Here is a 23021-nt window from a genome sequence, read left to right as displayed (position 1 = left end):
TGCGAGCACGCAGCTGAAGCACCTTGAACTCCCGAGTGGTTACTTGTTCCCACCGATTCCGGCAAGCGACTCAGGCGCGTACAGTGCACGAGCAAGCCCGTCGATGACGTTGGCGCGCTGCGTATACGAGAACATCTGCGTGTCATCAATATCAATGATGCGCTTGTTTCGGCCTGCAGCGGTCTGCGCGATGCTCGGCTGCGCCTTCAGCAGTCCTTCCACCCCGTCAGCACTTTCAAGCCCCTTGGTCATCACGAGAATCACGTCTGGGTCCAGCGCGACAAGCGCTTCATCGGTCATGGGCTTTTCACCCTTCAGGCCGACCTCCTGCGCAACATCAAGCGCATCAACCGAGTTGATGAGCGAGTCTGCACCCGACCCCTCACCGAAGAGGTAGTAGATACCGGCCGTACCACGCACGTAGAGGAAGGCGACGCGAGGGCGCTTCTCCTCATCTGCTGGAACGAGCTGCTCGATCTCGGCTTCCTTTGCTGCAATCTGGGTAGCCAGCTGTTCGTTGACCTGATCCGCCACCGAGGGAATACCCAGCGCGGCCGCGATCTGCTTCGAGGCATTGAATGAAGTCTCTGGATCAACCGCACGGTCAACCATTACGACTGGGACCCCGAGGTCGCGCAGCTGCAACAGCACGTCGAGCGGTCCGATTGAGCCATCAGTAATGATGACGGTCGGGTTCAGGCTCATGATCGTCTCTGCGTCGATCTCATGGCCACCCTTGGTGACAAGCGGAAGGTCTTCCGAACCTGGGAACTCAGTTGAGACATCACGCCCAACGAGGTTGTCCCCCAGGCCAAACGTGTAGATGATCTCAGCGATTTCACCGGTTTGTGAGAGCGCGATGATCCGCGAGTCATCGGTGACGGTAACTTCCTTGTCGCCGCCGCGGTCCTTCGAAACGACCGTGGCGGGCAGAACAGGCTCAGGAGTATCGCTCAGCGGCTCCATTTCTGGGCCTGACACCACGACGCTGGTCGGGCCGACATATGCGGTGGGATCCGCCAATGGTGTCAACGAGCTGATCGGAGGAAGCTCAACTTTTTCGTGCACGTTTGCATCGGTGGTTCCGGGCTCAGTACCCACCTGGCAGCCGGTGAGCCCAAGGGTCAGCGCAGCAACGATCGCGAGCGGACCGACAATACGTCGACGAACAGCGGTTGTGGTGGACATGATCCCCTTCCGATGGACAACTCAGCAAGCCTAACCTTTAAAAGATATGATGAAATGAGAGTTCCCCTGGAACTTCTGTTTGTCATCGGCTCCTTTGCAGCCACTCCGCTCTGGTCTAGAAAGCGACGTTCGTGCGAAAGAAGCCGTCCGACAGCCCAGCTGTATCGCGTCACGCGCTGCGCACCACCACACTCTTCACACTGCTGTCGGTGGGTCTTATCGTCGCGGTGTTGGTCTCTGCAGGCACCGGTCAGCTCGCAATTCCGCCGAGCGAGGTGCTCGGTTCTGTGCTGCACAAAGTTGGCATCGACATTCTCCCGATGCCCTCGCACCCGACGGGTGACGCGACGCTGTGGGGCATCCGTTTCCCGCGTATCGCAATGGCCATGCTGGTGGGCATCGGCCTCTCTGTCTCAGGCCTCATCATGCAGGCGATCTTCGGCAACCCGCTCGCTGAACCCGGTGTCATCGGTATTTCCTCTGGTGCAGCTGTCGGCGCTGGCCTCTCCATCGTCTTCGGCCTCACCATCTTTGGCGAGTGGACCACTGCGATCCTCGCGTTCCTGGCAGGTCTTGCTGCGACGTTTACCGTGTATGCAATGAGCCGTGCCGACGGTCGCACCGAGGTGGTCACGCTCGTACTCACCGGTATCGCGGTGAACGCGATTGGTGGCGCGGGCATCGCGCTCCTCACCTTCCTCGGTGATACGCAGTCTCGTGAACAGATCGTGTTCTGGCAGCTCGGAAGTTTCCAGGGCAGCCGCTGGTCACAGGTCCTAGTGATCACGCCCATCATTTTGGTCGGCATGCTCGCCGCATATTTCTCGGCTCGCAAGCTCGACCTTCTCGCGCTCGGTGAACGCAACGCTCGTCACCTCGGCGTGAACGTTGAACTGTTGCGCATTCTCATGATTTTCGTGGTGTCGCTGCTCGTTGGCGCTTCGGTTGCCTTCGCCGGCATCATTTCGTTTGTTGGCCTCGTTGTTCCGCACTTTATGCGCGGACTCATCGGCCCAGCTCACCTGCCGCTCGTGACCGCGTCTGCACTCGGTGGCGCGCTGCTGATGACGGTGGCGGATCTCGCAGCCCGCACAATCGTGCCCATGGCCGAGCTACCGATCGGTTTGCTCACTGCCATCGTCGGCGGCCCCTTCTTCTTCTGGCTCCTGCGACGAACCCGCAAGCGGAATGGAGGGTGGGGATAAATGGCTGCCCGACATCACGCACTCCCAGAGCGCATCTCAGCAGGTACCGTTATCTGCGCGACAGAGAACGTCACACTGATTCGCGGTGGACGTCGCCTTCTCGACAGCGTCAACATTGAGCTTCGCGCTGGCGAGGTACTCTCGCTGCTCGGCCCGAATGGTGCCGGTAAGTCGACTCTGCTGAGCCTACTTTCTGGCGACATGGAGCCTGACGAAGGCAAGGTGAAGTTCCACGGCAAGGAGATCTCTGACTGGTCTCTCCTTGACCTGTCCCGCCGCCGTGGTGTGCTTTTGCAGGACAATCAGTTGCTCTTCCCGTTTACCGTTCATCAGGTTGTCGAGATGGGCCGTGCGCCCTGGCGCCGCACCGATCTTGAGGACGAGGACAACGAGGCGATCGCCGAGGGCATCGCTGCCGCTGATATTTCACACCTCGGGAGTCGCCGCGTGCCGTCGCTCTCCGGCGGCGAGCGTGCCCGCACCGCATTCGCACGAGTGATCGCTGGTCGCACGGGAATGCTCATGCTCGACGAGCCGACTGCGGCGCTTGATCTCAAGCATCAGGAAGCCGTGCTCAGCCTCGCCCGCGAGCGCGCGCAGGCGGGCGACGCGGTCATCGTCGTGCTGCACGATTTGAACCTTGCCGCGGCATATTCAGATCGCATCGCACTACTGCGCAAGGGCAAGATCGTTGCGTGCGATACCCCCGAGCAGATTCTCACCTCTGAGATCCTCACCGACGTCTATGAGACTCCGGTTGAGGTCATCACGCATCCTGTGACGGGCAAGGGGATCGTGCTGCCGCTGCGCGGCTAGTTCGTCTCTCGCTGTACAGACCAGGCAATGTCCTGCGCCTCGGCCCACAATTTGGGGCGCGGATCAGCTCTGCTCTGCTCTGCTCTGCTCTGCTCTGCTCTGCTGCGAGCGTCCGGGATCCGCCTCACAATGTCCGCAGGGAAACACACAGCGGCCGAACCCGGTATCCCGGATTCGGCCGCTGTGCTGTGAAATTACTCTGCCGCTGTCTCGTCCTGTGCAGGTGTTTCCTGCGCAGGCTTCTTCTTGCGGCCGCCAATGAGCATGCCACCGGTGACACCAATCACGATGAGCGCAATGCCGCCAATGACAATGGGGATCCAGGGGATCTGCTGCTCGTCTTCTTTGGTTGCTACGACCTCCGGCTTGGCGTCGTCAGCCGGCTCAGCTGGCTTTTCTTCTGCGACGACAGCGCCGAGCTCACAGCCGGTGACGGTTGCCGTGAGGTTGATCGGGTCGAGCTCTTCACCCGCCACGTACGAACCGTATTCGCCGTTGAAGGCAGCAGCGCCCTCTGCGGTGAGGCGTGGGAGCGCGCCATCAATCTTGAGCTCGGTGCCTTCTGCCGAGAGCGAGGTGGTGAGATCCATCTTTGCAACACGCATCGAGGTCGTCTGCACCGCGCTCGCGTCACCGGTATCGGTCGCACCGATCTTCAATGCGAGGTACGCGGTATCTGCGCCCTCAAATTCGATGACGGGGTCCGCAAGGTCAAACTGCAGGGCACCCTCGTGTCCGGTGAAGTGCACCGCGCCGGTGAAACTGATGAGACCGTCGGCGAAACCAGCTGGGAACGCACCGACAGACTTGTTCCAAATGAAATCGGGAGTTTCATACTTCATGTCGTCGCTGACGGTCCACTCACCGTTCGCAATCGTGCCGCTGATGTATGCGCGGAAGCGTGACTTCACGCCCCAGTGCAGGTCAGCTGATGCAACCGTGCAGGTGGTGGCAGCGGTTGCTTCGTGCCCTTCATGAGCCGATAGCGGCGCTGCCGTCGCCATTGTAGGTGCAGCAAGTGCGCCTCCTGCGATTGCGGCCGCGACTGCAAGCTTCGTGCCGGTCGCGGTTGCGCGACGCAGTGCGGTGGGGTTTTCGTTCATCAGGATCAGTCCTTCCAGACGGTCACACAAATCGTATCGAACAGTTGGGGCCTGCCCACATGATCGTGAACAGGCCCCTCTGCGGTGTTGGTGTTACTCGATGGTTCGGCGCTGGCGCACAACGAGTGCTGCACCGATGACCGCGAGGACGAGCAGCACAATCGCTGCAGTCCACCAGATCCAAAGCTGGCTGCCGGTATCCGCGAGGTTACCGGACTCTGCCTTCGCAGACATACCACTCTGCGCTGTCATGGGTTCTGCGGTGAGCTCTGCCTTGGCTTTCGCCTTCGCTTCTTCCTTACTCAATACCGTCATCACCACACCGGCATTCTTGCTGCCCTGCAGGGTGAGCGTGTGTTCGCCCGGCTTCAGGTCCTTTGGCAAGTTGCCGATCCAACGGACAACGCCGTTCTCATCAGCGCCTGCTGCATCATCAAGGACGATCGGATCCGAGTAGAGCACCACGAGAATGTCACGCTCGTTGGGTTCAAAGCCAGTCGCTTCAAACTCGATCTCTGCGCCCGGAATCAGCTTCTTCTTATCAGTGATGAGCTTGATGCCGGTCGTAGCGGGTGGAGTATCTGCCGCCGTACGCTTCGTGCTCGGTGCAGTTTGCTCAGTCGAACCGTAGTTGGCTGAGTTTGCTGCGCCTACCGTGAACGAGAGCGGATCGGCCGAGAAGGAGCCTGCGCCGCTGCCGCCGCCGGCAGAGCCACCACCGGAGATCGCGCCACCGACAGAGACGCCGTTCCAGGTGACTTCACCGTTTGCCCCGACCACCTTGCTTGCGGAGCCGAGGTCCAACGAGAAGGTGCGACCGCCAGCGTTCAATGTTCCCGATGATGCACTGTTCACCGTGATCACTGGGTTGCTGAAGGTCTCAACCATTGCGCCCTTGTGGCCGGTGAAGGTCACGACGCCCGAGAACTGCACGGTACCGGTCTGCGAGGCAGTGTTCCAGCTGCTCGAAGCCTGCGGGAAGACGTACGCCCCACCGCTCCGTCCGACACCGTCAGAGGTGACGGCACCCTTTGCGATCTTGCCGGTCGTGTACCCAGCGAATCCGCTTGAGATACCCCAGGTCAGGGAGCCGGGCTGCTTCTCGGTACCAGTGGGAACCACGATGGGCTTCGGCTTCGGCTTCGGAGTCGGCTTTGTCGGCTTTACGACAGGCTTCGTCGGCTCGACCGTTTCAGATGCTTTACCGACTGTAAAGGTCACGGGGTCGAGCGCTTCGCCTGCCTTGTACTGCTGGAAGACACCGACTGCTTCTGCGCGCAGCGTAGTCTTCGCGTCAGTCCAAGTCACCGAGCCACTGTCGTCAACTGTCTTCTTGGGAAGCGCGATATCGACAAACGGAATTCGTGTCTCTTTGCCCTTATCATCGAGCGTTACCGCGGTCATGACGGCGGTTGTCTCGTTCTTCACCGTAATGATGGGGTCCTGCACGAGCAAGAAGAGCTCACCCTTGTGCGCAGAGAACGTGACGCTTCCCGAGTAGCGAGCCTCGCCGGTTGCTTTATCGGCGTTCCAGGTGCCACCCTTCTGCTGAACAAAGCTGAATACATCGCCGTTGCGCTTGGCGCTACCGCCCAGTGTGACCTTGCCATCGCCTGACTGGTTCTCGATGTAGTTCACGAAGCTGCCCTTGACACCCCACTGCAGGCCACCAGTCTTTGGCTGCGGCTTGGGTTGTTCAGGCTTTCCCGTAAAGTTGACCAGGCTACGAAGCTCCTGATGCTTGTTCTCGGTGTTCACGCCACCTGCGTAGGTGTAGATGCCGTACTTGCCGTTCGCAAGTGCCTTCTCAGGCTGCTTCACGGTAATCGTTGCGGTGAACGAGCCAGTGATCGGGTCGAGTTCAGCCCACTGCTGCTCGATCAAGGCGCGGTGTTCATCCGGAACGTCGTGCTCGAGGGTGTCCTTCGCAAGCAACCATGCGCGGCTTTCCTTGTTCCAAGTACGTTCAGCAGATGTCGCACCCTGCGAGGGCTGCCACTTGTCAGCGAAGCTACCGAAGACAACGAACGTGCCCTGCGGCTTGTCTGCAGGAATCGGCTGGCCAATGCCACCGAGATTCGCGTATGGGTCGAAGCCGCTGCCCTTGACGACAAGCTTGTCGCCCTCGTGCACCTCACTGTTGCCCAGCAAGGTCACGCCGTCTGCCTTGTAGACGCGGATCTCAGGGTCACCCATGGTGCCCTCGGGGCGCTCGCTGTCGACATACCGCAGGTTGAGTTCAAGCTCTTCCTCAGCATTCTTCATGCCACCAGCTGCATAGGTGTACACGCCGTAGCGCCCGTCGAGCAGTGCTGCTGCCTTTTCGGAATCACTGACAGTCAGCTTGGCTTCCCAAGTGCCATCCTCAGCGAACGGCACCCACTGATCACGAATTGTTCCCTGGAACTTGGGGTCAACCTGGTTGAGCACTGACTCTGTCAGCACCCAGCCCTGCGAGCTCACCACGCGCTGACTTGATGCAACGTCGGCAGAGGGCTTCCAGTTTGGTGCGAACTTGCCAAATACGACGTAGCTGCCCTGTGGAAGATGCTTCGGCACGGGCATGCCACGACCACCAACGTTTGCTTCTGGGTCGAAACCGGCTCCCTTAATGGTGAGTACGTCGCCCTTGTAAACAGTCGCGTTCTTCTTGAGCGGAGTCTTTGAATCACCAACAAATACCTGCAGTGACGGACCGGACTGGCGCACATCATTCACGTAGTCGAGACCAAGCTTGAGCTCCTGCGACGCATTCACCACGCCACCGGCACCGTACGTGTATACACCGTAGTCACCGTTAACGATGGTTCCAGCCTTTGCAGGATCAGCAAGCGTCAGCTTCGCAGTCCATGAACCATCGGCCGCGAGTTCAACCCACTGCGCACGAATCGTGTCCTGGTACTTCTCATCGACCTGATCCACGACAGATTCAGGGAGCACCCAGCCCTGCGGACCAGCAGCACGTGCAGCGCCCTTTGCGCCCTCTGACGGACGCCAAGTATCGGCGAACTTACCGAAGACAACGTACGCACCCTGCGACAGCGTGCTCGGAATCGGCATTCCGTAGCCACCGACGTTTGACGCCGGATCGAAGCCGGTGCCCTTGATCGTCAGGACATCATCCTTGTAGACCTTCGTGCCTGCGGCGAGCGGCTTCTTCGAATCGCCAAGGAATACCTGGATTTCAGGAGTAAAGACTCGCTGCTCATCGGTGTAGTCAAGTGCAAGCTTGAGCTCCTGTGAGGCGTTGACCACGCCGCCGGCGCCATAGGTGTACACACCGTAGTCACCGCTGGCGATGGTTCCAGCCTTTGCAGGATCAGCAAGGGTCAGCTTCGCTGTCCACGAGCCATCGGCCGCGAGTTCAATCCACTGCGCACGAATCGTGTCCTGGTACTTCGCGTCAACCTGATTAACAACAGACTCGGGCAGCACCCAGCCCTGCGGACCAGCGGCACGTGCAGCGCCCTTTGCGCCCTCTGAAGGACGCCAAGTATCGGCGAACTTGCCGAAGACAACGTACGCACCCTGCGACAGCGTGCTCGGAATCGGCATTCCGTAACCACCGACGTTCGACGCGGGGTCAAAACCGGTGCCCTTAATCGTCAGGACATCACCCTTGTTCACCTTCGCACCAGCCGCGAGCGGCTTCTTCGAATCGCCAAGGAACACCTGCATCTCAGGTGTAAACGTGCGCGCCGAGTCAGCGTAGTCAAGTGCAAGCTTGAGCTCCTGCGACGCATTGACAACGCCGCCAGCACCGTAGGTGTACACGCCATAATCACCGCTGGTGATAGTTCCAGCCTTTGCCGGATCAGCAAGGGTCAGCTTCGCAGTCCATGAACCGTCGTCAGCGAGCTGTACCCACTGGCCGCGGATCGTGTCCTGGTACTTTGCATCAACCTGATTAACGACAGACTCGGGCAGCACCCAGCCCTGTGGACCAGCTGCGCGCGCGGCGCCCTTGGCGCCCTCTGAAGGACGCCAAGTATCGGCGAACTTGCCGAAGACAACGTACGCACCCTGCGACAGCGTGCTCGGAATCGGCATTCCGTAGCCGCCGACGTTCGACGCGGGGTCGAAGCCGGTGCCCTTAATCGTCAGGACATCGCCCTTGTTCACCTTCGCACCAGCTGCGAGCGGCGTCTTCGAATCGCCAAGGAACACCTGAATGGCAGGATTCCACACGGTTTCAGGAGCGGCCGGAACCGAAGTCGAAAGTGTGATTGGCGATGCAGTCTTGCCATCGTACTTGGAGAGCCCTGCGGGCTTCAGACCAGTGACGAAGTTCGCTGCGACGCCCGACCATGTGCGCATGTCAGACTCATCGGTTGCGGTACCAAGTGCCGCGACTGTCGCGATTTCCACGCGTTCAATTGCCGCCGCACCATCGGTGTCAGTCTTGCTGGTCTCTGCACTCAGGGTCGCGGATCCGTCAGCCGCAACCTTCATCTGCAGGTTCTGCATCGCGATGGTGAAGCCGTGCTTCGGGTTGTCCCATTCGACACCGCCGGTGTAGGCGATGACGCCCGTGCCAGCCTGAGCGTCATATGCGGTCGATGCAGCCTCAGGGAAGTTGATGAGCCCGTTGTCACCGGCGGTCGCACCGCCATACGGCGTAATTGTTCCGCCAAAGCCGTTCAGGTAGCTCACCCAGCTGTCAGTGAAGTTCCAGCTGAGCTGCCCGCCATTTTCGCGCACCGTCTCAAGCGACGCCGGCAGAGCTGCCTTCGCGCTGCGCGCCTCTGCCGGAGCCGCTGGCTCTTCAACAGGTGCGGTGTTCTCGTCTACAGCGCCCTCATCGGTGGTTTCTGCTGCGGTCTCCTCGGAAGAGGACTCGCCAGCGCTTTCGCTCGGCGCGGCTCCGCCGCCCTGATCCGCGACATCGCCGGTTTCAGCAGGCCGAGAAGCGTCTGTGCTCGCCTCAGTCTCTGCGCCGTCAGCAGCGTTTGCCGCTGCCTCCTGCGTCTCGGCACTGTTGCTTACTGCGACGGACTCGGGAGTAGCTGCGTAGGCTGCGCCTCCCCCGAGGAAGGCACCTCCAGCCACCAATGCTGAAACAAGCACCGCGGCGACCGCACCACGCGCTTTGAGACGGGCAAACATGCGCAAGAAACTCCCTGCATTCAGACGGATGAACATCAAGATCAGAGGGTGGTTAGGCTACCCTTACTCTCTTGAACCATCTATTAGTCTGACGAATATCATCTGATGATGCAAGTTGGCAAGCACATAGGCTTCGCGTTCAAGACAAAACATTGCGATATCTCGCCTACACTGTAGGCATTATTACGGGGAGGAATTCACATGAGCAAGCCGATTGAATCAGCTGATTACCCGCTACAGCGCAGCAGTGATGAGTGGCGCAATCTGCTCTCACCGACCGAGTTTGATGTGCTTCGCAAGGGTGGCACCGAACGTGCCTGGACCGGCGAACTCCTCGACGAAGAACGCGCAGGCCTGTACACCTGCAGGGCATGCGGCAACGAACTGTTCCTCGCAGGAACCAAGTTTGACTCGGGCTGCGGCTGGCCAAGTTTCTACGAGAGCATTCGCGAGGGAGCAGTCGAGCTTCTCGAAGACCGCTCCCTCGGCATGGTGCGCACGGAAGTGCGCTGCGCGAACTGTGGCTCCCACCTCGGCCATGTCTTCCCCGATGGCTTTGGAACCCCAACCGGTGATCGGTATTGCATGAACTCGGTATCGCTGGCATTCACCCCGGAGGCAGAGTGACCCCGTCACACACCACAGAAGAACACATGACTGGTATGCAGCCAGCGCTTGAGGCGATCCGCGCCCGACGATCATACTCAAAGGTGACCCCACAGGCACCAACGACCACCGAGCTCCAGACACTCATCGCGCCGCTCGCTTCGGTTGCTGACCACGCTGCACTGCGCCCGTGGCGCTTTATCGAACTGCGCGGCGATGCACGAGACGGCCTCGGATTCGCGCTCGCTGAGGCTGCCGCTGCAACCCGTGATACTCCGATGTCAGCCGATCGCGAGCTCGCTCACACCGCAAAGTTTGTGTCGAAGGCACAGCGAGCATCCCTCATTCTCGCGATTGTGGTGAGTCCACGCACGCACCCTAAGGCTCCCCTGTGGGAACAAGAGGCAGCGGCTTCCGGCGCAGCCCACCTGCTCGGCCTCGCATTACACGAGGCAGGTTGGGGATCAATCTGGCGGAGCGGGCCACATACTCGGTCAGCGCCAGTACACCGCGCGCACAGACTCGCGCCAGAGGAATACCTTCTTGGCTGGTTGTACATCGGAGGGATCCCTGGCGAGGAAGCTCGTCCGAAGTTCCGGCGTCCGCTCGACCTCGACCGGGCGCTCACTGCGCTGTAACGCGCTCTGTGCGCTGAGCTCTGCGTTGCTCAGCGCACAGAAGTGTTTCGCGTCTACGCAGCGGTCCGCTTGCTCGGCAGCGCCGCGACCACCACGCCGAGCAAAGCAATCACTGCCCCGCACAACAGAGATACCGTGACACCAGCTGAGAGCGGGAGAAAGACCTCAAACGCAACTGCTGCCACGAGCTGTCCCGCGACATTGGACATGCTGAGCATGAGCACCCCAGCCGTTCGCACGAGCGCCGCAGCAATCGCGATAAAGAGCACGCCAATCGGGCCACCAAAGTACAGCCACGGCGTCGCAGGCAAGCTTTCAGGAAGACCGTTGAGAAGCACCGACACCAGCGCAGCAACGCAGAGGGTCGAAGCGCCGACGATGAAGTTTCCAAACGTGGCGGTCAGGGCGCTCTGAGCGGCGGATCGCACCAGTCCGTTCGCAACTGATTGCATCGACACTGCCGCACCGAACAGTATTGGCAGCACCAACCAGAGCAGTCCAATCCAGTCATGTATATCGGCGAACGCAGTGATCGCAACCGCGATAATCACCAGTGTCGCGCCAGTGAGACGGGTCGGAGAGGTCCGCATGCGCCCGCCAGGGCCGAGGCCCGTCGTGTCCAGTACGAGGCCACCAATGACCTGGCCTGCAACAATTCCGATCGTGTACAGCGCGACACCAACGATCGGCGTAATGGTTCCCTGGCCGAGCACGAAGAGCGCTCCGCCGAGGCCACCAAAGAGGGCCCAAACTGGAAGCCTACCTGTGGTGATTTCTTTACGGACACGGCCAATGCCACGTCGCCCCTTCGGCGAGCAGGCGACAATTGCCGAAACGATCACCAGGCCGATCGTAAATGAGATCGCCGCAGCGACGTAGCCGTTGCCGATCTCAACACTCAGCTGTCCATTCATGCGCGACTGTGTGGCAACGAGCATTCCCGCGAAGCCAGACAACAGCAGCGCGGCCCACACAGGCGTGCGTGCTGACCTTCGCCCTGATGCCGCGTTATTCATTCGTGTAGTTTACCGCCGCGTCCGGGAACAGAAGCAGTCCGGCAGAGCGCAAAGCGTGAGCTTCCGAAAACTCCCAGACCCACCAGCCACGAAGCACACCATGTGCATCCGACCGCTCTCCCGCAAAACTTTTCATGACGTTTCGCGCGCATCGGCATGTCGCCGAATACGCAAGACCCACACACACGCAGAAACCCCCACCGAAGTGGGGGTTTCATGGAGCCGCCTGTCGGACTCGAACCGACCACCTGCGCTTTACAAGGGCGCTGCTCTACCAGATGAGCTAAGGCGGCGTGCAGAGGGCGATCAATGACCGCCCTCTGACAGCATAGTGCTATTCGGCGGTCGCTGTCTCATTTGTCGCGGCCTGCTGCTCAATTTCGCTCTTGAGCTTCAGGATGTACTGCTCGAGATCACCATCGCGGTTCGGGCTCCACTGCTGACCATTCACGATTACCGTGGGGGTGCTGACCAGGGCCTGCTTGCCCTCAGGCTGCAGTTCACCAGTGCTCGGGTTACCGATGAGGCGCGCACCATCGGCGAGGCCAGGAACGCCGTACTCGCTCAGCGTGCTGTAGTTCGCATCGAAGAATCCGCGGAAGCGCTGTTCCTGCATGCAGTTCTTCAGCTCAGACGTCGCATCTACGCCAACCGACTTTGCCACATCGAGGAGTTCCTGGTCAGTGAGACCGGTCGAACCCTCTGCCGGCTGGACGTCTTCGCTCAGCAGTGTGTTGTGGAGCTTGAAGGCGAATTCAGGCTGCTGTTCAACCACACAACCCATGAGGTTCGCCGCACGAGTTGAGTAGCGGGTGCCGCTCGACTGCGGGTCAAGGAAGGTCACGGGGTATACCTGCAGCTGCACATCGCCACTGCCGACGTACTGCTCAAGAATTGAACCGTACTGTCCCTCGAATGCGCCACACGCAGGGCACATGTAGTCGACATAGATCGTCATGTCGATGGGCAGCTTGCTTCGCTCTACCTCGGGCGCCTTACGCTCCGAAGTGGGGTCCTGCATCGCCTTGCTCTTGACGACCTCAAGGTCCTTGCCAAAGATGATGCCGCCGGTGGCCATGTTTTCTGGGCCGGGTCCGGCAGGCTTCATACTCGTCGAGATCACGACGCCTACGATTGCCAGAATCGCGATGATTCCGACGACAACGCCGCCCTGGATGAACAGACGTGAACGCTTCTCACGGCGCTTCTCAGCAGCGCGCGCCTTGCGTGCCTGCTCGCGCGCCTGCTCGCGACGCTCATTTTTCGTGAGCTTCTTCTGTGTATCAGACATATCTTTTCTCCCTGCGGGCACCGCGTTGGCGACCGCAGTTACGGGTTAATGGGGGTGTCGTTACTTCTTCTTCTGCTGGCGACGCTGTGCGCGATTTGAGCCTGCGTCAGCACCGGTCTGCTGGCCGAATGCACCGCGGCTGCCCTGAACGTTCTCAGCTGGGGCGCCTGCGCCGCTGACCTTCGCGTCACCGTCTTCAGTCGGAGCGCTATAGCTCAGCTTCGATGCGTCAGGAGTGGTGGTCTCGTCAAGGCCGCCACCTGAGAGGTGCACGTGGTCGTGATCCTCGGTTGCGGGGCGCACCTGCACCTCAAGGTTGAAGAGCAAGCCTGTCGCTTCTTCCTTGATCTGGCCCATCATTCCCTCGAACATCGAGTACCCCTCGCGCTGGTACTCAACGAGCGGATCGCGCTGTGCCATCGCACGAAGGCCGATGCCCTCCTTGAGGTATTCCATCTCGTAGAGGTGATCGCGCCAGCGGCGGTCAATCGTCGTCAGCACGACTCGGCGCTCGAACTCACGAGTCGCTTCGCTGCCGAGCTGGTCTTCGCGATTCTTGTATGCGACTTCAGCATCTGAACGGATCTCACGCGCCAAGAAATCACGATCGATTCGGGACGCGGATCCACCAGCCTCAGCAAGGACCTCGTCGGCGGTGATGCCGATGGGGTACAGCTGCTTGAGGTCAGTCCAGAGCGCGTCAAAGTCCCAGTTGCCATCGGCACCGTGGGTATCGACGATCGCATCAATCGTCTGCTCACGGAACTGAGTGACGCGCTGTGCAATGTCTTCGCCGTCAAGAATCTGTGCGCGGTCGCCGTAGATCGACTTACGCTGACGATCGAGGACGTCATCGTACTTCAGAACGTTCTTGCGGATCTCTGCGTTGCGAGCCTCAACCTGGCTCTGTGCGCTCTGAATTGCGCGCGAGACAACCTTCGACTCAATTGCGAGGTCATCAGGGAATCCGTCACGACCCATCAGTGCAGCGGCTGCACCAGAGTTGAACATGCGCATGAGGTCGTCTGCGAGCGACAGGTAGAAACGGCTCTCACCGGGATCGCCCTGACGACCGGAGCGGCCACGCAGCTGGTTATCGATACGACGCGATTCGTGACGCTCGGTGCCGAGAACGTACAGGCCACCAGCAGCAGTAACCTTCTCAGCCTCTTCAGCAACAGCCGCCTTCACGGCTTCGAAGACGTCATCCCAAGCTTCTTCGTATGCTTCGGGATCTTCCTCGGTTGAGAATCCGCGCGCAGTCATCTCCTGCACAGCAAGGAACTCGGCGTTGCCACCGAGCATGATGTCAGTACCGCGACCAGCCATGTTGGTTGCGACTGTCACGCCGCCAAGGCGACCTGCCTGCGCGATGATCGAAGCTTCACGAGCGTGGTTCTTCGCGTTCAGCACCTCGTGGCGTACACCAGCCTTCGCGAGCAGGCGCGAGATGTACTCGCTCTTCTCGACGCTCGTGGTACCGACGAGTACTGGCTGGCCTGCTTCATGGCGTTCGGCAATGTCTGCAACGGCCGCTGCATACTTTGCTTCTTCAGACTTGAAGACAAAGTCGGGCTGGTCCTTGCGCTGCATTGCACGGTTGGTCGGAATAGGCACGACGCCGAGCTTGTACGTCGACATGAACTCGCCGGCCTCGGTCTCTGCCGTACCGGTCATACCCGAGATCTTCTCGTACAGGCGGAAGTAGTTCTGCAGGGTCACGGTGGCAAGCATCTGGTTCTCTGCCTTGACCTGCACACCTTCCTTCGCCTCGATGGCCTGGTGCATGCCTTCGTTGTATCGACGACCTGCCAGAATACGACCAGTGTGCTCGTCAACGATGAGTACCTCACCGTTGAGCACAACGTAGTCTTTGTCACGCGTGAAGAGAGCGCGTGCCTTGATCGAGTTGTTCAGGAACGAAATCAGCGGGGTGTTCACCGACTCGTACAGGTTGGTAATGCCGAGGTAGTCTTCAACCTTTTCAATGCCAGGTTCAAGCACACCAACGGTGCGCTTCTTCTCGTCAACCTCGTAGTCAACGCCCGGCTCAAGGGTCTTCACGATACGTGCGAACTCAGCAAACCAACGGTTTCCTTCGCCTGACGAAGGACCAGAGATGATGAGCGGGGTACGTGCCTCATCGATCAGGATCGAGTCGACCTCATCGATGATGACGAAGTTGTGGCCGCGCTGTACACGCTCAGCGGCAGTGTTCGCCATGTTGTCGCGCAGGTAATCAAAGCCAAACTCGTTGTTTGTACCGTAGGTAATGTCTGCGTTGTACTGCTCACGACGCTCCGTGGGATCTTGGCCCGCAATAATGCAGCCAGTCGTCATGCCAAGTGCGCGGAAGACGCGGCCCATGAGATCACTCTGGTAAGTCGCGAGGTAGTCGTTCACGGTAATGATGTGCACGCCCTTGCCCGTGAGGGCGTTGAGGTATGCAGGGAGCGTCGCGACCAGTGTCTTACCCTCACCGGTCTTCATCTCCGAGATGTTGCCGAGGTGCAGATTTGCGCCACCGATCAGCTGCACATCAAAGTGACGCAGGCCGAGCGTTCGGCGCGCTGCCTCACGAACCACCGCAAACGCTTCGGGAAGCAGATCATCAAGCGTCGCGCCTGCCTCCAAGCGCGCGCGGAACTCAGTCGTCTCGCTCTTCAGTTCCTCGTCGGTGAGTTCCTGAATGCCGGATTCGAGATCGTTGATGAGCTTTGCCTGGCGCTGAAGCTTTTTCAGCACACGGCCTTCGCCCATCCGAAGCATCTTCTCGAAAACTGTCGCCACGTGTGTCTCCTGTACGGTAATAGCGATGATCCGCCTTTACACGGCACCGTCGTTGCCAAAATGTGACAACTTCCCTTCAGCTTAGCAACCAGGTCTGTTGCTAGCAGCTGAGAAAGCTGTACTGAATCTCCAGAATTCACGCATTATTTTCGCGTGCAGCTCTGAACAGTACGAACGGGGTGGCGGATCCTGAGATCCGCCACCCCGTTCGGTTACTGGTTTACAGTGTCAGTCTTCTTCGCTCAGCGAGATGACGCCGTAGTTCCAACCTTTACGGCGGTACACCACCGAAGGCTTACCCGAGGTCTCCTCAATGAAGAGGAAGAAGTCGTGCCCAACGAGCTCCATCTGATCGACCGCCGCGTCAACCGACAGCTGCTCAGCAGGGAACTCCTTCGAGCGGATAACAACAGGTGTGTATGCCTCTTCTTCTTCGGTCTCTGCAACAGGCACAGCACCGGTAGCAACCGCGTCGATCACCTCTGCAGAAGCTGGCGTCAAGCTGACCCCGGCGAAATCTGCTGCAGCTGCATCACCGAGCGACAGTCGACCATGACCTCGGCGGTCATTCTGGCGGTCCTTCAGTCGGCGGATGCGCTCAAGAACCTTCGCGTAAGCGATGTCGAATGCCGAGTACTTGTCGCCACCAGATGCCTCGGAACGGATGACCGGGCCTGGGCCGACGAGGGTGACCTCAACGCGGTCGCCCTGCTTCGGACTACGATCACTGAGCCGTGAGACAGTAACTTCAAATGCCTGCGCTTTCGGAAGCAGACCGGCAACCTTCTCCGATTTCGAGTTCACATACTCCTCGAAACGATCGGTAACGCCAACGTTCTTGCCTCGGATGTGCACGTCCATGGTGACCTCCTGTGATAGCTCAGGCGGGTGCCTCGGTTTGACGCACCGTAACGCCTTACCGGAACCTTACTCGGTTCACTTTGCGGTTTTCCACCCCTATTTTTCGACACTGTCCTTTCTCTCAGCTCGACACATAGCTAAAACACAAGTGACCTGTGCCCCAGCGCCAATGAGGGCCTCTGCTGCCGCCGAAATTGTGGCGGTTGTCGTCACAATGTCGTCTACGAGCACCACCTGCCGCCCCCGCAATATTCGCTGGCAGCGAGCAGGCACCTTGATCCGCCGCGCGTTTCGCATGCGATCTTGGGAGGTCAATCCCACCTGACCTGTCCGGCCGCGGGTAGCAACGAGTCCTCGGTAAACAACGGCCCGAAAAAGTCGATCGTGCGGCAGAGTGTTCACTCTGTCACGTCGTATGCTGCGAAGTGCGCGCCTCACGAGCACCTCGACGTGAGCGTACCCGCGGCTCCGCACTCGAGAACGACGCGAGGGCACGGGCACGATCAACGGCGGAAGCCACGTTTCAGCTGCCGGGCTAGCCGTGCCCCGCACGCTCGCGGTCACCTTTGGGGCTGTTGCGGTAGCCATCCGCAGGGCGACTCGAAGCCCCACTCCGAGTCTGTCCCCCAACACTCGATGCAATCCAAACTCGTCAGCGTGCTTGAAGCGCACAAGCAGATCCCGCACGACACCTTCGTAGGGGCCACACACCAACAGGGGCCACCGCCCTGCAACTTCAGTCAGCTCCACCTCGCAGGCACGAATGCCCTGCGCGCAGGAGTCGCAGACCTCCCTATCCGCGCGCCCACACCCGGCGCACTGGGCAGGCCAGATCACCGCGAGTAAATCTTGTGCGACCTCCCTGACAACGCTTCGGAGGACACCAGTGGGTTCACGACGCAACGGATCGTGTGAGAGGGGTCGTTCATGCATGCACCGATTGTGGTGGTGCGCACAGCTGATCCGCACTCCACGTTCGGCATCTGTGGAAAACCAGCCAGATGGCCGAAGTTACTGCAGCACCTCGATGATCTCTGCGGTTTCGAGGAGGCGTCCCGTCACACGCGGTGTTTCAAGCAGGAGTCCATCACTGTCACTCATCAGCTCACCCACGACGTTCGAGAGATCTTCAAGATAGTCCGCCTCGATTGCCAGCACCCAGGGGAAATCGCCGAGTCCGTATCCGGCGAACTGGTGCACGACGATATCGCCGTCGAGCATCACTGCATCGTCATCGTCTGCTGCAGACGTTGTCGACTCGTCGGCTCCGTCTTCGTCGAAGTCCGGGAAATCAAGGAACTCTGCGAACGCCGCGAAGTCCACGAGTCCGGGTGAAGCCGGGGAGACGGTCAGCCATGGCTGGGCCGCGCTATCAAAAGCTACTGACTCGTTCGCGAGGCCAACAGCACTCCAGGTTCTGATGAGCGGGCGGATGAGTCCAGAGCGGCGGATCTCACGCAACCCCCACTGCAGATCTTCGACAGCCGGCCCGTGCAGCACGACCATGAGGTCCGCATCATTGCGCAAACCACTCACGTCGTACCAGCCGTGCAGCTGGACTCCCTCATTCTCAACGATCTCGACGACGTCTTCCAACTCACGAACAACGCTCGCAACGTCTCGGCCATCAACGACCATCGGATGAGTAGAACTCAGTCGGAATGTCGCAAACAAGACCGCAGAGTGGCCGGCTTGCTGGTCAACGACATCGGCATCGGTCGCACCAGCGACGCGTGCATCGGCATGGGCTGGGACACCTCGAGTTTCAGTCATATCCTCATACTCCGCTCTTCTGGGAGCCATGGCAAGACCCTCGTATGAGTCGAGCATGCGAATTTCTGGTGTCTACCCTCTGGTGGCGAGCGCCGTCACATCGGTTTCTACACGCTGCCAACCACCGCCCTGGGGCGCGAACACGAAGTCGGACGCGCTACGCACGCGAAGCTGTGCACGACCGCCACTGCCGGAAATCTGGATTCCGTCAGGCACGCTTCCCTGCTCGTATGAGAACACGCCAACGCCACCAACGGTCACCTTTGAGGTCGAACTGTTCGTTCCTGTGAGCACCGCAAAACGAGTGTGGTCAATCCAGTCGAGGTCGATGGGACCCCCGGAGGTCCAGAGCGCTTCAACGGCCTTCTCAGCAATCCCGATCGGCCGGCCCGTTTCATCTCGCGTTATTCCAGCGACAAGTACAACGCTGTTCGAGCCGTCTTGCATGAGCGCCGCAATGAGATTTCCACCTGGCGCCACCCGTACCGCTACGACCTCGCCGGTATTGGGCCATGGCAGGCGCATATCGGTTTGTTCGCCCGTGTCTGAGGTGAGGCGTGCGAGGGAAGGGGCATCTGCTGCCACTGTCCATGCCCAGTCCCAGTCGTCGATGCTCGGCTCGAGCAATTGCGCGCGGCTGTCAATGATGGACGTTTCGGACTGTGTAACCAGGCTGACTCCCCCCTCATGGCGCACCGCGGCAAGCGCGTCGTTACGTCCGAGAGAGACAGCATCTGGTTCGAGCTCGGTGATCGCAGCGCTCAGGTTTGCCATGGGGTGCACGACCCCATTCGAAATCGGGCCGAAGCCATCTTCACGGGCGCCAATGAGCTGTCTACCGCGAGCCTGTGGCTTTGACTTCTGATCGGTTTCTTGGTCTTCAGCAATGACCACACCGTCAATGGAGAGCCGCACACCTGAGCATCCAGGCACTGCTTGCAAGCTCGCGAGTAGCTGGTCAAGCATCTTCCGTTCATCTGCATGGGTCGGCGGAGTAAACCCGGTGAGGTCCACCTGTGCGATTCCATCGATGATCACGACGGAGTCACCGCGCACCCGCGCACCAGCAGGAAACGCGTTCGCCACTTGAGTGATGAAGAGGCTACTCGGACCTTCGAGAAGTTCAGTCACGATTTCTGTGGGCAACGCAGCGCGGTTGAGGAACCAGCGGGTCTCCGGAGCCAGCTGTCCATTGCGATCTAAGAAGTACAGCTGATGCGCCGACCAAATTGATGAGAAGTTCGCGCGGTCAACGATGATGCCAGCTGGTGCCGAGGCGATCCGCCACTCATTTCCGACCATCTCGAACTCGAAGCGCATGTCAATGCTTGGCCCCGGTCGTGAGGGAGAAAGGGTGCCCGATTCATCGATCTCTGCGGTTTGTGAGACCGAAAGGAGTCCGGTGTCGTTTGCGCCCTTGCGGAAGGGTCGGGTCCCTTCATCAATGATGACGCCTGCGTATGGATCCCACTGCTGAGCGTAATCAGGTGTGAGGAATTCGCGCGCAACTGCGTAATCATCGGTGCTCGACGTTGCGGCAAGCACGAAGCCACGGACAAGATTCTCCTGGCTCGAACCAACAAGCGGGCCAGACGGGTTGAACTGCACCTGCTGCTCGCCCTGCGCAAGATCGTCGAGTCCGACCTCGACTGGTCCGTGGGTAGGAATCGCAGTGCATCCCGTCACGAGAACGGCAGACAGCGCAAGCACAGCTGGCAGACCCAGTCGTCTGGTGCGGGTCATGCGCGGTCCTCCTTCGCAATTCCGGCCACACGGCGAAGCTTGCGTTTTAACCAGTTGCCAGTCACCTGCACGGTGCCCTCGGCTGCAGCATCCTCTGGCACGAGTGGGAGCGGTGAGACGCCTGCCGAGCTGCGTTCCGAACGAGGCAGGGTAAGACGGAAGTTCGATCCCTCGCCCGGCGCTGACCATGCTTCGAGTGATCCCTGATGCGCAGTCGCGTCTTCAAGTGCGATGGCGAGGCCAAGGCCCGTGCCACCGAGAGTGCGTTTGCGAGAGGGATCCGCGCGCCAGAAACGGTCAAACACGTGTTCGAGCGCTTCGGAAGACATACCAACGCCCCAGTCCCGAACAGTGACTGCGACTGCGCTCTCGTTCGAGTCCACGGTGATGACCACAGGCTTGCCCTCGCCGTGCTCAATCGCGTTGCCAATAAGGTTCGAGACAATACGGCGGATCCTGCGCGCATCAACCTCAATTGGCGTGTAGCCACCGATGGGGCGCACCTCAATGAGGCTCGAAGACAGCGGACGCAGCTGGTCGGCGATCTCTTCCACCAACGGCACAATCTTGGTCGATTCACGCTCGAGCGTCACGTGTCCTGCGTCGTAGCGGGAAATCTCGAGCAGGTCTGCAAGCAGCGATTCAAAGCGTTCCAGCTGCGTCTCCATGACCTCAACCGCACGCTGTTGCGCCGGATCAAAGCTGTCACGCTGCGCCTGCAACACCGCACTCGCGAGGCGGATCGTCGTGAGCGGAGTACGCAACTCATGCGAGACATCTGACACAAATCGCTGCTGCATCGCAGACAGTTCATCAAGCTCGCGAATACGCGCTTGAATCGTGTCAGCCATCTCATTAAAGCTCTTCGACAGCTGGTCGAAGTAGTGGTCGTTCTGGCGCGGCATACGGGCATCAATATCGCCACCGGCGACGCGCTTACTCGCCTCGGCCGCGAGGCGGATCGGACGGAAGACAATTCGACTCATCGTCCAGACCAGGGCACCAATGAGCAGCATCATGCCAACCGCTGCGAGCAAGAACGTGCGCTGCACGAACGCCAGCGTCTCTTGGGTATCTGAGAGATCGTACCCAATGTAGAGGTCATACGTTCCCGCACCAGCAGGGAAGACCAGCGTCGATGCCACCACAAGACCTGGGGCTTGCGTGCCATCCTGATGAATGAAGGTCACCGGCTGCACGTACTGCGGATCTTGGCCCTCACTGAGCGATTCAGCGAGCTCGGGAGTCACCGCGTCCATGAGCGCCGAGTTGGTGTTGAATTCCTGCGGCGACTCCAAGAACGGTGCCTGCCCTGGCTGACGACGCACATAGATCATCTGGCTCGCCGAAGTGTCTTGCACGGTCCGACGCACGGACGCTGACAGCGTGGAAAGTCCGCCGCGATCCGCCGCATCGTATGCGTCAATGAACCGTTGCGCGGCAAGTGTCGCGCGCGCAGCATCGTTGAGTGACTGGCTCTTGCGTGAGCTGTACAGGTCAGTACTGATGCTCGCAAGCAGGATCGCACCAGTGACGATGACGATGAGCCCCGTGAGCACACCGGTCGTTGCCATGGTTCGCACCATGAGCGAACGTTCCCACTGACGTCGCAGCGGCCCAAATACAGGCTCAACCAGGCGTATGAACCGCAGCCGCGCGCGACGCAGCGCACGGCTGAAGCGCGACCGCTTCCCCGACTGAGCCATGTGTTCAGCCTTACTGGAAACGTGCGCCGGCGCGGTAGCCGACGCCACGCACCGTCGTCACGATGACGGGACGGTCAGGGTCAGGCTCGATCTTTGCGCGGAGGCGCTGCACGTGCACATTGACGAGACGGGTGTCTGCCTTGTACTGGTAGCCCCACACGCGCTCAAGCAAGACCTCACGTGTGAACACCTGCTGCGGCGTACGCGCAAGGATCACGAGCAGATCAAATTCAAGCGGTGTCAACGAGATCACCTGGTCGCCACGGCGCACCTCGTGACCAGTCACATCGATTTCTAGGTCACCAATGTGCAGACGCTCACCAACGGTCGCGGGCATTTCCCGCAGGCGGGCCTTAATGCGCGCAACCAACTCGGCAGGGTTAAACGGTTTGACGACGTAGTCATCAGCGCCAGCTTCGAGCCCCCGCACGACATCACGTGTATCGGTGCGCGCAGTCAGCATGATGACCGGAACGCCCGAGTCCTCACGAATGACCTCGCAGACCTCAATGCCGTCCATACCGGGCAGCATGAGATCGAGCAGCACCAAGTCGGGACGAACCTTTCGGAACGTCTCGACCGCCTCGGTGCCGTCGTAGGCGTGCTCGATAGCGAAGCCCTCGCCCTGAAGCACCATGCTCAGCATTTCAGAGAGGGCCCGGTCATCATCAACCACCAGGATCCGTGCAGTCATGTCACCATTATGCCTGTCACCGGATGCGGATCGGGGCAAGCTGTTAGAAGTGTTCAAATCGCCCAGGGAGGACTTCCCATGGTTCCCGGCCCAAATACTCACATACCGCGCGATAGACACAGTGCTCGACGAAGTACCGGCGGTGTTCTTCATCATCAACGTGGAGGCCACGCGCTCGCTGAATCGGCATTCGGTAGAGAATAATCATGCGTTCAGCACGGTTCACGTTGTAGAACAACGGCATCTGGCTTTCATTCTCGCCGCGCACATCAGGGTGCGGGGCCGTCTGAAAACCGATCTGCACGTTTTGCAGGTCGTCAGCGAATTCTGCCTGCAGGTAATCCACGACCGCGCGTGCCCAACGCTCAAACTTCGTGACACGATTCCCGGGGTCCAGGATCGACGGCCCAGCCATCGACGAGCGAATCGGCCGCCGATCATGCCTACGCGCAACGCCTCGCGACGAACGATCCCGGTGAGTCATA

17 protein-coding genes and 1 tRNA gene are annotated in these 23021 nt (G+C 59.9%); 4 read left to right on the top strand and 14 right to left on the bottom strand.

Translation table 11 applies throughout. The features are described 5' to 3' along the window. Positions 1-39 precede the first annotated feature (39 nt). Entirely contained in the window at positions 40-1188 is a 1149-nt protein-coding gene (locus tag FW756_RS07335; RefSeq protein WP_446429500.1) for a heme/hemin ABC transporter substrate-binding protein, read from the bottom strand. Between the two features lie 131 nt (positions 1189-1319). On the opposite strand from FW756_RS07335, the gene FW756_RS07330 reads away from it, so the two are divergent. Together FW756_RS07330 and FW756_RS07325 are read left to right on the top strand one after the other, a co-directional pair. Then, positions 1320-2393 carry a FecCD family ABC transporter permease gene (locus FW756_RS07330; RefSeq protein WP_446429499.1) on the top strand — a complete coding sequence of 358 codons (1074 nt, stop codon included), beginning with the start codon at positions 1320-1322 and terminating at the stop codon, positions 2391-2393. Beyond that, a complete protein-coding gene (locus tag FW756_RS07325; RefSeq protein ID WP_446429498.1) occupies positions 2394-3209 on the top strand; it encodes a heme ABC transporter ATP-binding protein in 816 nt (271 codons plus the stop codon). It abuts the gene before it with no gap. Positions 3210-3403: 194 nt separating this feature from the next. Here the strand turns inward: FW756_RS07325 and FW756_RS07320 are convergent, their stop codons facing one another. After that, positions 3404-4312, bottom strand: coding sequence for an HtaA domain-containing protein (locus tag FW756_RS07320; RefSeq protein WP_446429497.1), 909 nt, complete (start codon positions 4310-4312; stop codon positions 3404-3406). A gap of 93 nt (positions 4313-4405) precedes the next feature. Continuing rightward, entirely contained in the window at positions 4406-9454 is a 5049-nt protein-coding gene (locus FW756_RS07315; protein ID WP_446429670.1) for an HtaA domain-containing protein, read from the bottom strand. A 165-nt stretch (positions 9455-9619) separates the two neighbouring features. Here FW756_RS07315 and msrB point away from each other — a divergent pair, with 165 nt between their 5' ends. Together msrB and FW756_RS07305 are read left to right on the top strand one after the other, a co-directional pair. Beyond that, positions 9620-10045, top strand: coding sequence for a peptide-methionine (R)-S-oxide reductase MsrB (msrB, locus tag FW756_RS07310; protein ID WP_446429496.1), 426 nt, complete (start codon positions 9620-9622; stop codon positions 10043-10045). A 26-nt stretch (positions 10046-10071) separates the two neighbouring features. Then, positions 10072-10662 (top strand): nitroreductase family protein, encoded by a 591-nt coding sequence (locus tag FW756_RS07305; RefSeq protein ID WP_446429495.1) that lies wholly within the window; start codon positions 10072-10074, stop codon positions 10660-10662. 53 nt (positions 10663-10715) lie between these two features. On the opposite strand, the gene FW756_RS07300 is transcribed toward FW756_RS07305, so the two are convergent. The 11 genes from FW756_RS07300 to FW756_RS07250 all read right to left on the bottom strand — a co-directional run bounded on the left by FW756_RS07300 (position 10716) and on the right by FW756_RS07250 (position 23020). After that, positions 10716-11678 carry a DMT family transporter gene (locus FW756_RS07300; protein WP_446429494.1) on the bottom strand — a complete coding sequence of 321 codons (963 nt, stop codon included), beginning with the start codon at positions 11676-11678 and terminating at the stop codon, positions 10716-10718. 217 nt (positions 11679-11895) lie between these two features. Further along, positions 11896-11971: transfer RNA gene (locus FW756_RS07295), tRNA-Thr, on the bottom strand. Positions 11972-12012: 41 nt separating this feature from the next. Then, positions 12013-12969: a DsbA family protein gene (locus FW756_RS07290; RefSeq protein ID WP_446429493.1), complete on the bottom strand. Its 957-nt coding sequence runs from the start codon at positions 12967-12969 to the stop codon at positions 12013-12015. 60 nt (positions 12970-13029) lie between these two features. Next, entirely contained in the window at positions 13030-15759 is a 2730-nt protein-coding gene (gene secA / locus FW756_RS07285; protein WP_446429492.1) for a preprotein translocase subunit SecA, read from the bottom strand. Positions 15760-15987: 228 nt separating this feature from the next. Next, a complete protein-coding gene (hpf, locus tag FW756_RS07280; protein WP_446429491.1) occupies positions 15988-16620 on the bottom strand; it encodes a ribosome hibernation-promoting factor, HPF/YfiA family in 633 nt (210 codons plus the stop codon). 96 nt (positions 16621-16716) lie between these two features. Then, positions 16717-16917, bottom strand: a complete 201-nt coding sequence (locus FW756_RS07275; protein ID WP_446429669.1) for a phosphoribosyltransferase family protein — start codon at positions 16915-16917, stop codon at positions 16717-16719. A gap of 714 nt (positions 16918-17631) precedes the next feature. Further along, a complete protein-coding gene (locus FW756_RS07270) occupies positions 17632-18393 on the bottom strand; it encodes a chlorite dismutase family protein (protein ID WP_446429490.1) in 762 nt (253 codons plus the stop codon). Positions 18394-18465: 72 nt separating this feature from the next. Then, complete coding sequence (locus tag FW756_RS07265) at positions 18466-20136, bottom strand: LpqB family beta-propeller domain-containing protein (RefSeq protein WP_446429489.1); 1671 nt, start codon at positions 20134-20136, stop codon at positions 18466-18468. Then, on the bottom strand, positions 20133-21842 hold the full coding sequence (gene mtrB / locus FW756_RS07260) for an MtrAB system histidine kinase MtrB (RefSeq protein WP_446429488.1): 1710 nt from the start codon (positions 21840-21842) through the stop codon (positions 20133-20135). The genes FW756_RS07265 and mtrB overlap by 4 nt, the downstream gene beginning before the upstream one ends. 10 nt (positions 21843-21852) lie before the next feature. Further along, positions 21853-22536: an MtrAB system response regulator MtrA gene (gene mtrA, locus FW756_RS07255; RefSeq protein WP_446429487.1), complete on the bottom strand. Its 684-nt coding sequence runs from the start codon at positions 22534-22536 to the stop codon at positions 21853-21855. 43 nt (positions 22537-22579) lie between these two features. Continuing rightward, on the bottom strand, positions 22580-23020 hold the full coding sequence (locus FW756_RS07250; RefSeq protein ID WP_446429486.1) for a hypothetical protein: 441 nt from the start codon (positions 23018-23020) through the stop codon (positions 22580-22582). Position 23021 lies beyond the last annotated feature (1 nt).

It is taken from the genome of Leucobacter sp. 1207-22 (assembly GCF_052850455.1).
Note: the sequence above shows the minus strand (reverse complement) of the source record. Positions and strands in the feature narration are given on the sequence as shown.

What these genes read in the sequence shown, in the direction of transcription:
- FW756_RS07275 (WP_446429669.1), bottom strand. Translation starts at nt 16,917, where the DNA reads ATGCGAAACGCGCGGCGGATCAAGGTGCCTGCTCGCTGCCAGCGAATA.
- FW756_RS07325 (WP_446429498.1), top strand. Translation starts at nt 2,394, where the DNA reads ATGGCTGCCCGACATCACGCACTCCCAGAGCGCATCTCAGCAGGTACC.
- FW756_RS07305 (WP_446429495.1), top strand. Translation starts at nt 10,072, where the DNA reads ATGACTGGTATGCAGCCAGCGCTTGAGGCGATCCGCGCCCGACGATCA.
- FW756_RS07335 (WP_446429500.1), bottom strand. Translation starts at nt 1,188, where the DNA reads ATGTCCACCACAACCGCTGTTCGTCGACGTATTGTCGGTCCGCTCGCG.
- msrB (WP_446429496.1), top strand. Translation starts at nt 9,620, where the DNA reads ATGAGCAAGCCGATTGAATCAGCTGATTACCCGCTACAGCGCAGCAGT.
- FW756_RS07320 (WP_446429497.1), bottom strand. Translation starts at nt 4,312, where the DNA reads ATGAACGAAAACCCCACCGCACTGCGTCGCGCAACCGCGACCGGCACG.
- FW756_RS07290 (WP_446429493.1), bottom strand. Translation starts at nt 12,969, where the DNA reads ATGTCTGATACACAGAAGAAGCTCACGAAAAATGAGCGTCGCGAGCAG.
- hpf (WP_446429491.1), bottom strand. Translation starts at nt 16,620, where the DNA reads ATGGACGTGCACATCCGAGGCAAGAACGTTGGCGTTACCGATCGTTTC.
- mtrA (WP_446429487.1), bottom strand. Translation starts at nt 22,536, where the DNA reads ATGACTGCACGGATCCTGGTGGTTGATGATGACCGGGCCCTCTCTGAA.
- FW756_RS07265 (WP_446429489.1), bottom strand. Translation starts at nt 20,136, where the DNA reads ATGACCCGCACCAGACGACTGGGTCTGCCAGCTGTGCTTGCGCTGTCT.
- FW756_RS07315 (WP_446429670.1), bottom strand. Translation starts at nt 9,454, where the DNA reads ATGTTCATCCGTCTGAATGCAGGGAGTTTCTTGCGCATGTTTGCCCGT.
- FW756_RS07250 (WP_446429486.1), bottom strand. Translation starts at nt 23,020, where the DNA reads ATGACTCACCGGGATCGTTCGTCGCGAGGCGTTGCGCGTAGGCATGAT.
- mtrB (WP_446429488.1), bottom strand. Translation starts at nt 21,842, where the DNA reads ATGGCTCAGTCGGGGAAGCGGTCGCGCTTCAGCCGTGCGCTGCGTCGC.
- FW756_RS07270 (WP_446429490.1), bottom strand. Translation starts at nt 18,393, where the DNA reads ATGACTGAAACTCGAGGTGTCCCAGCCCATGCCGATGCACGCGTCGCT.
- FW756_RS07300 (WP_446429494.1), bottom strand. Translation starts at nt 11,678, where the DNA reads ATGAATAACGCGGCATCAGGGCGAAGGTCAGCACGCACGCCTGTGTGG.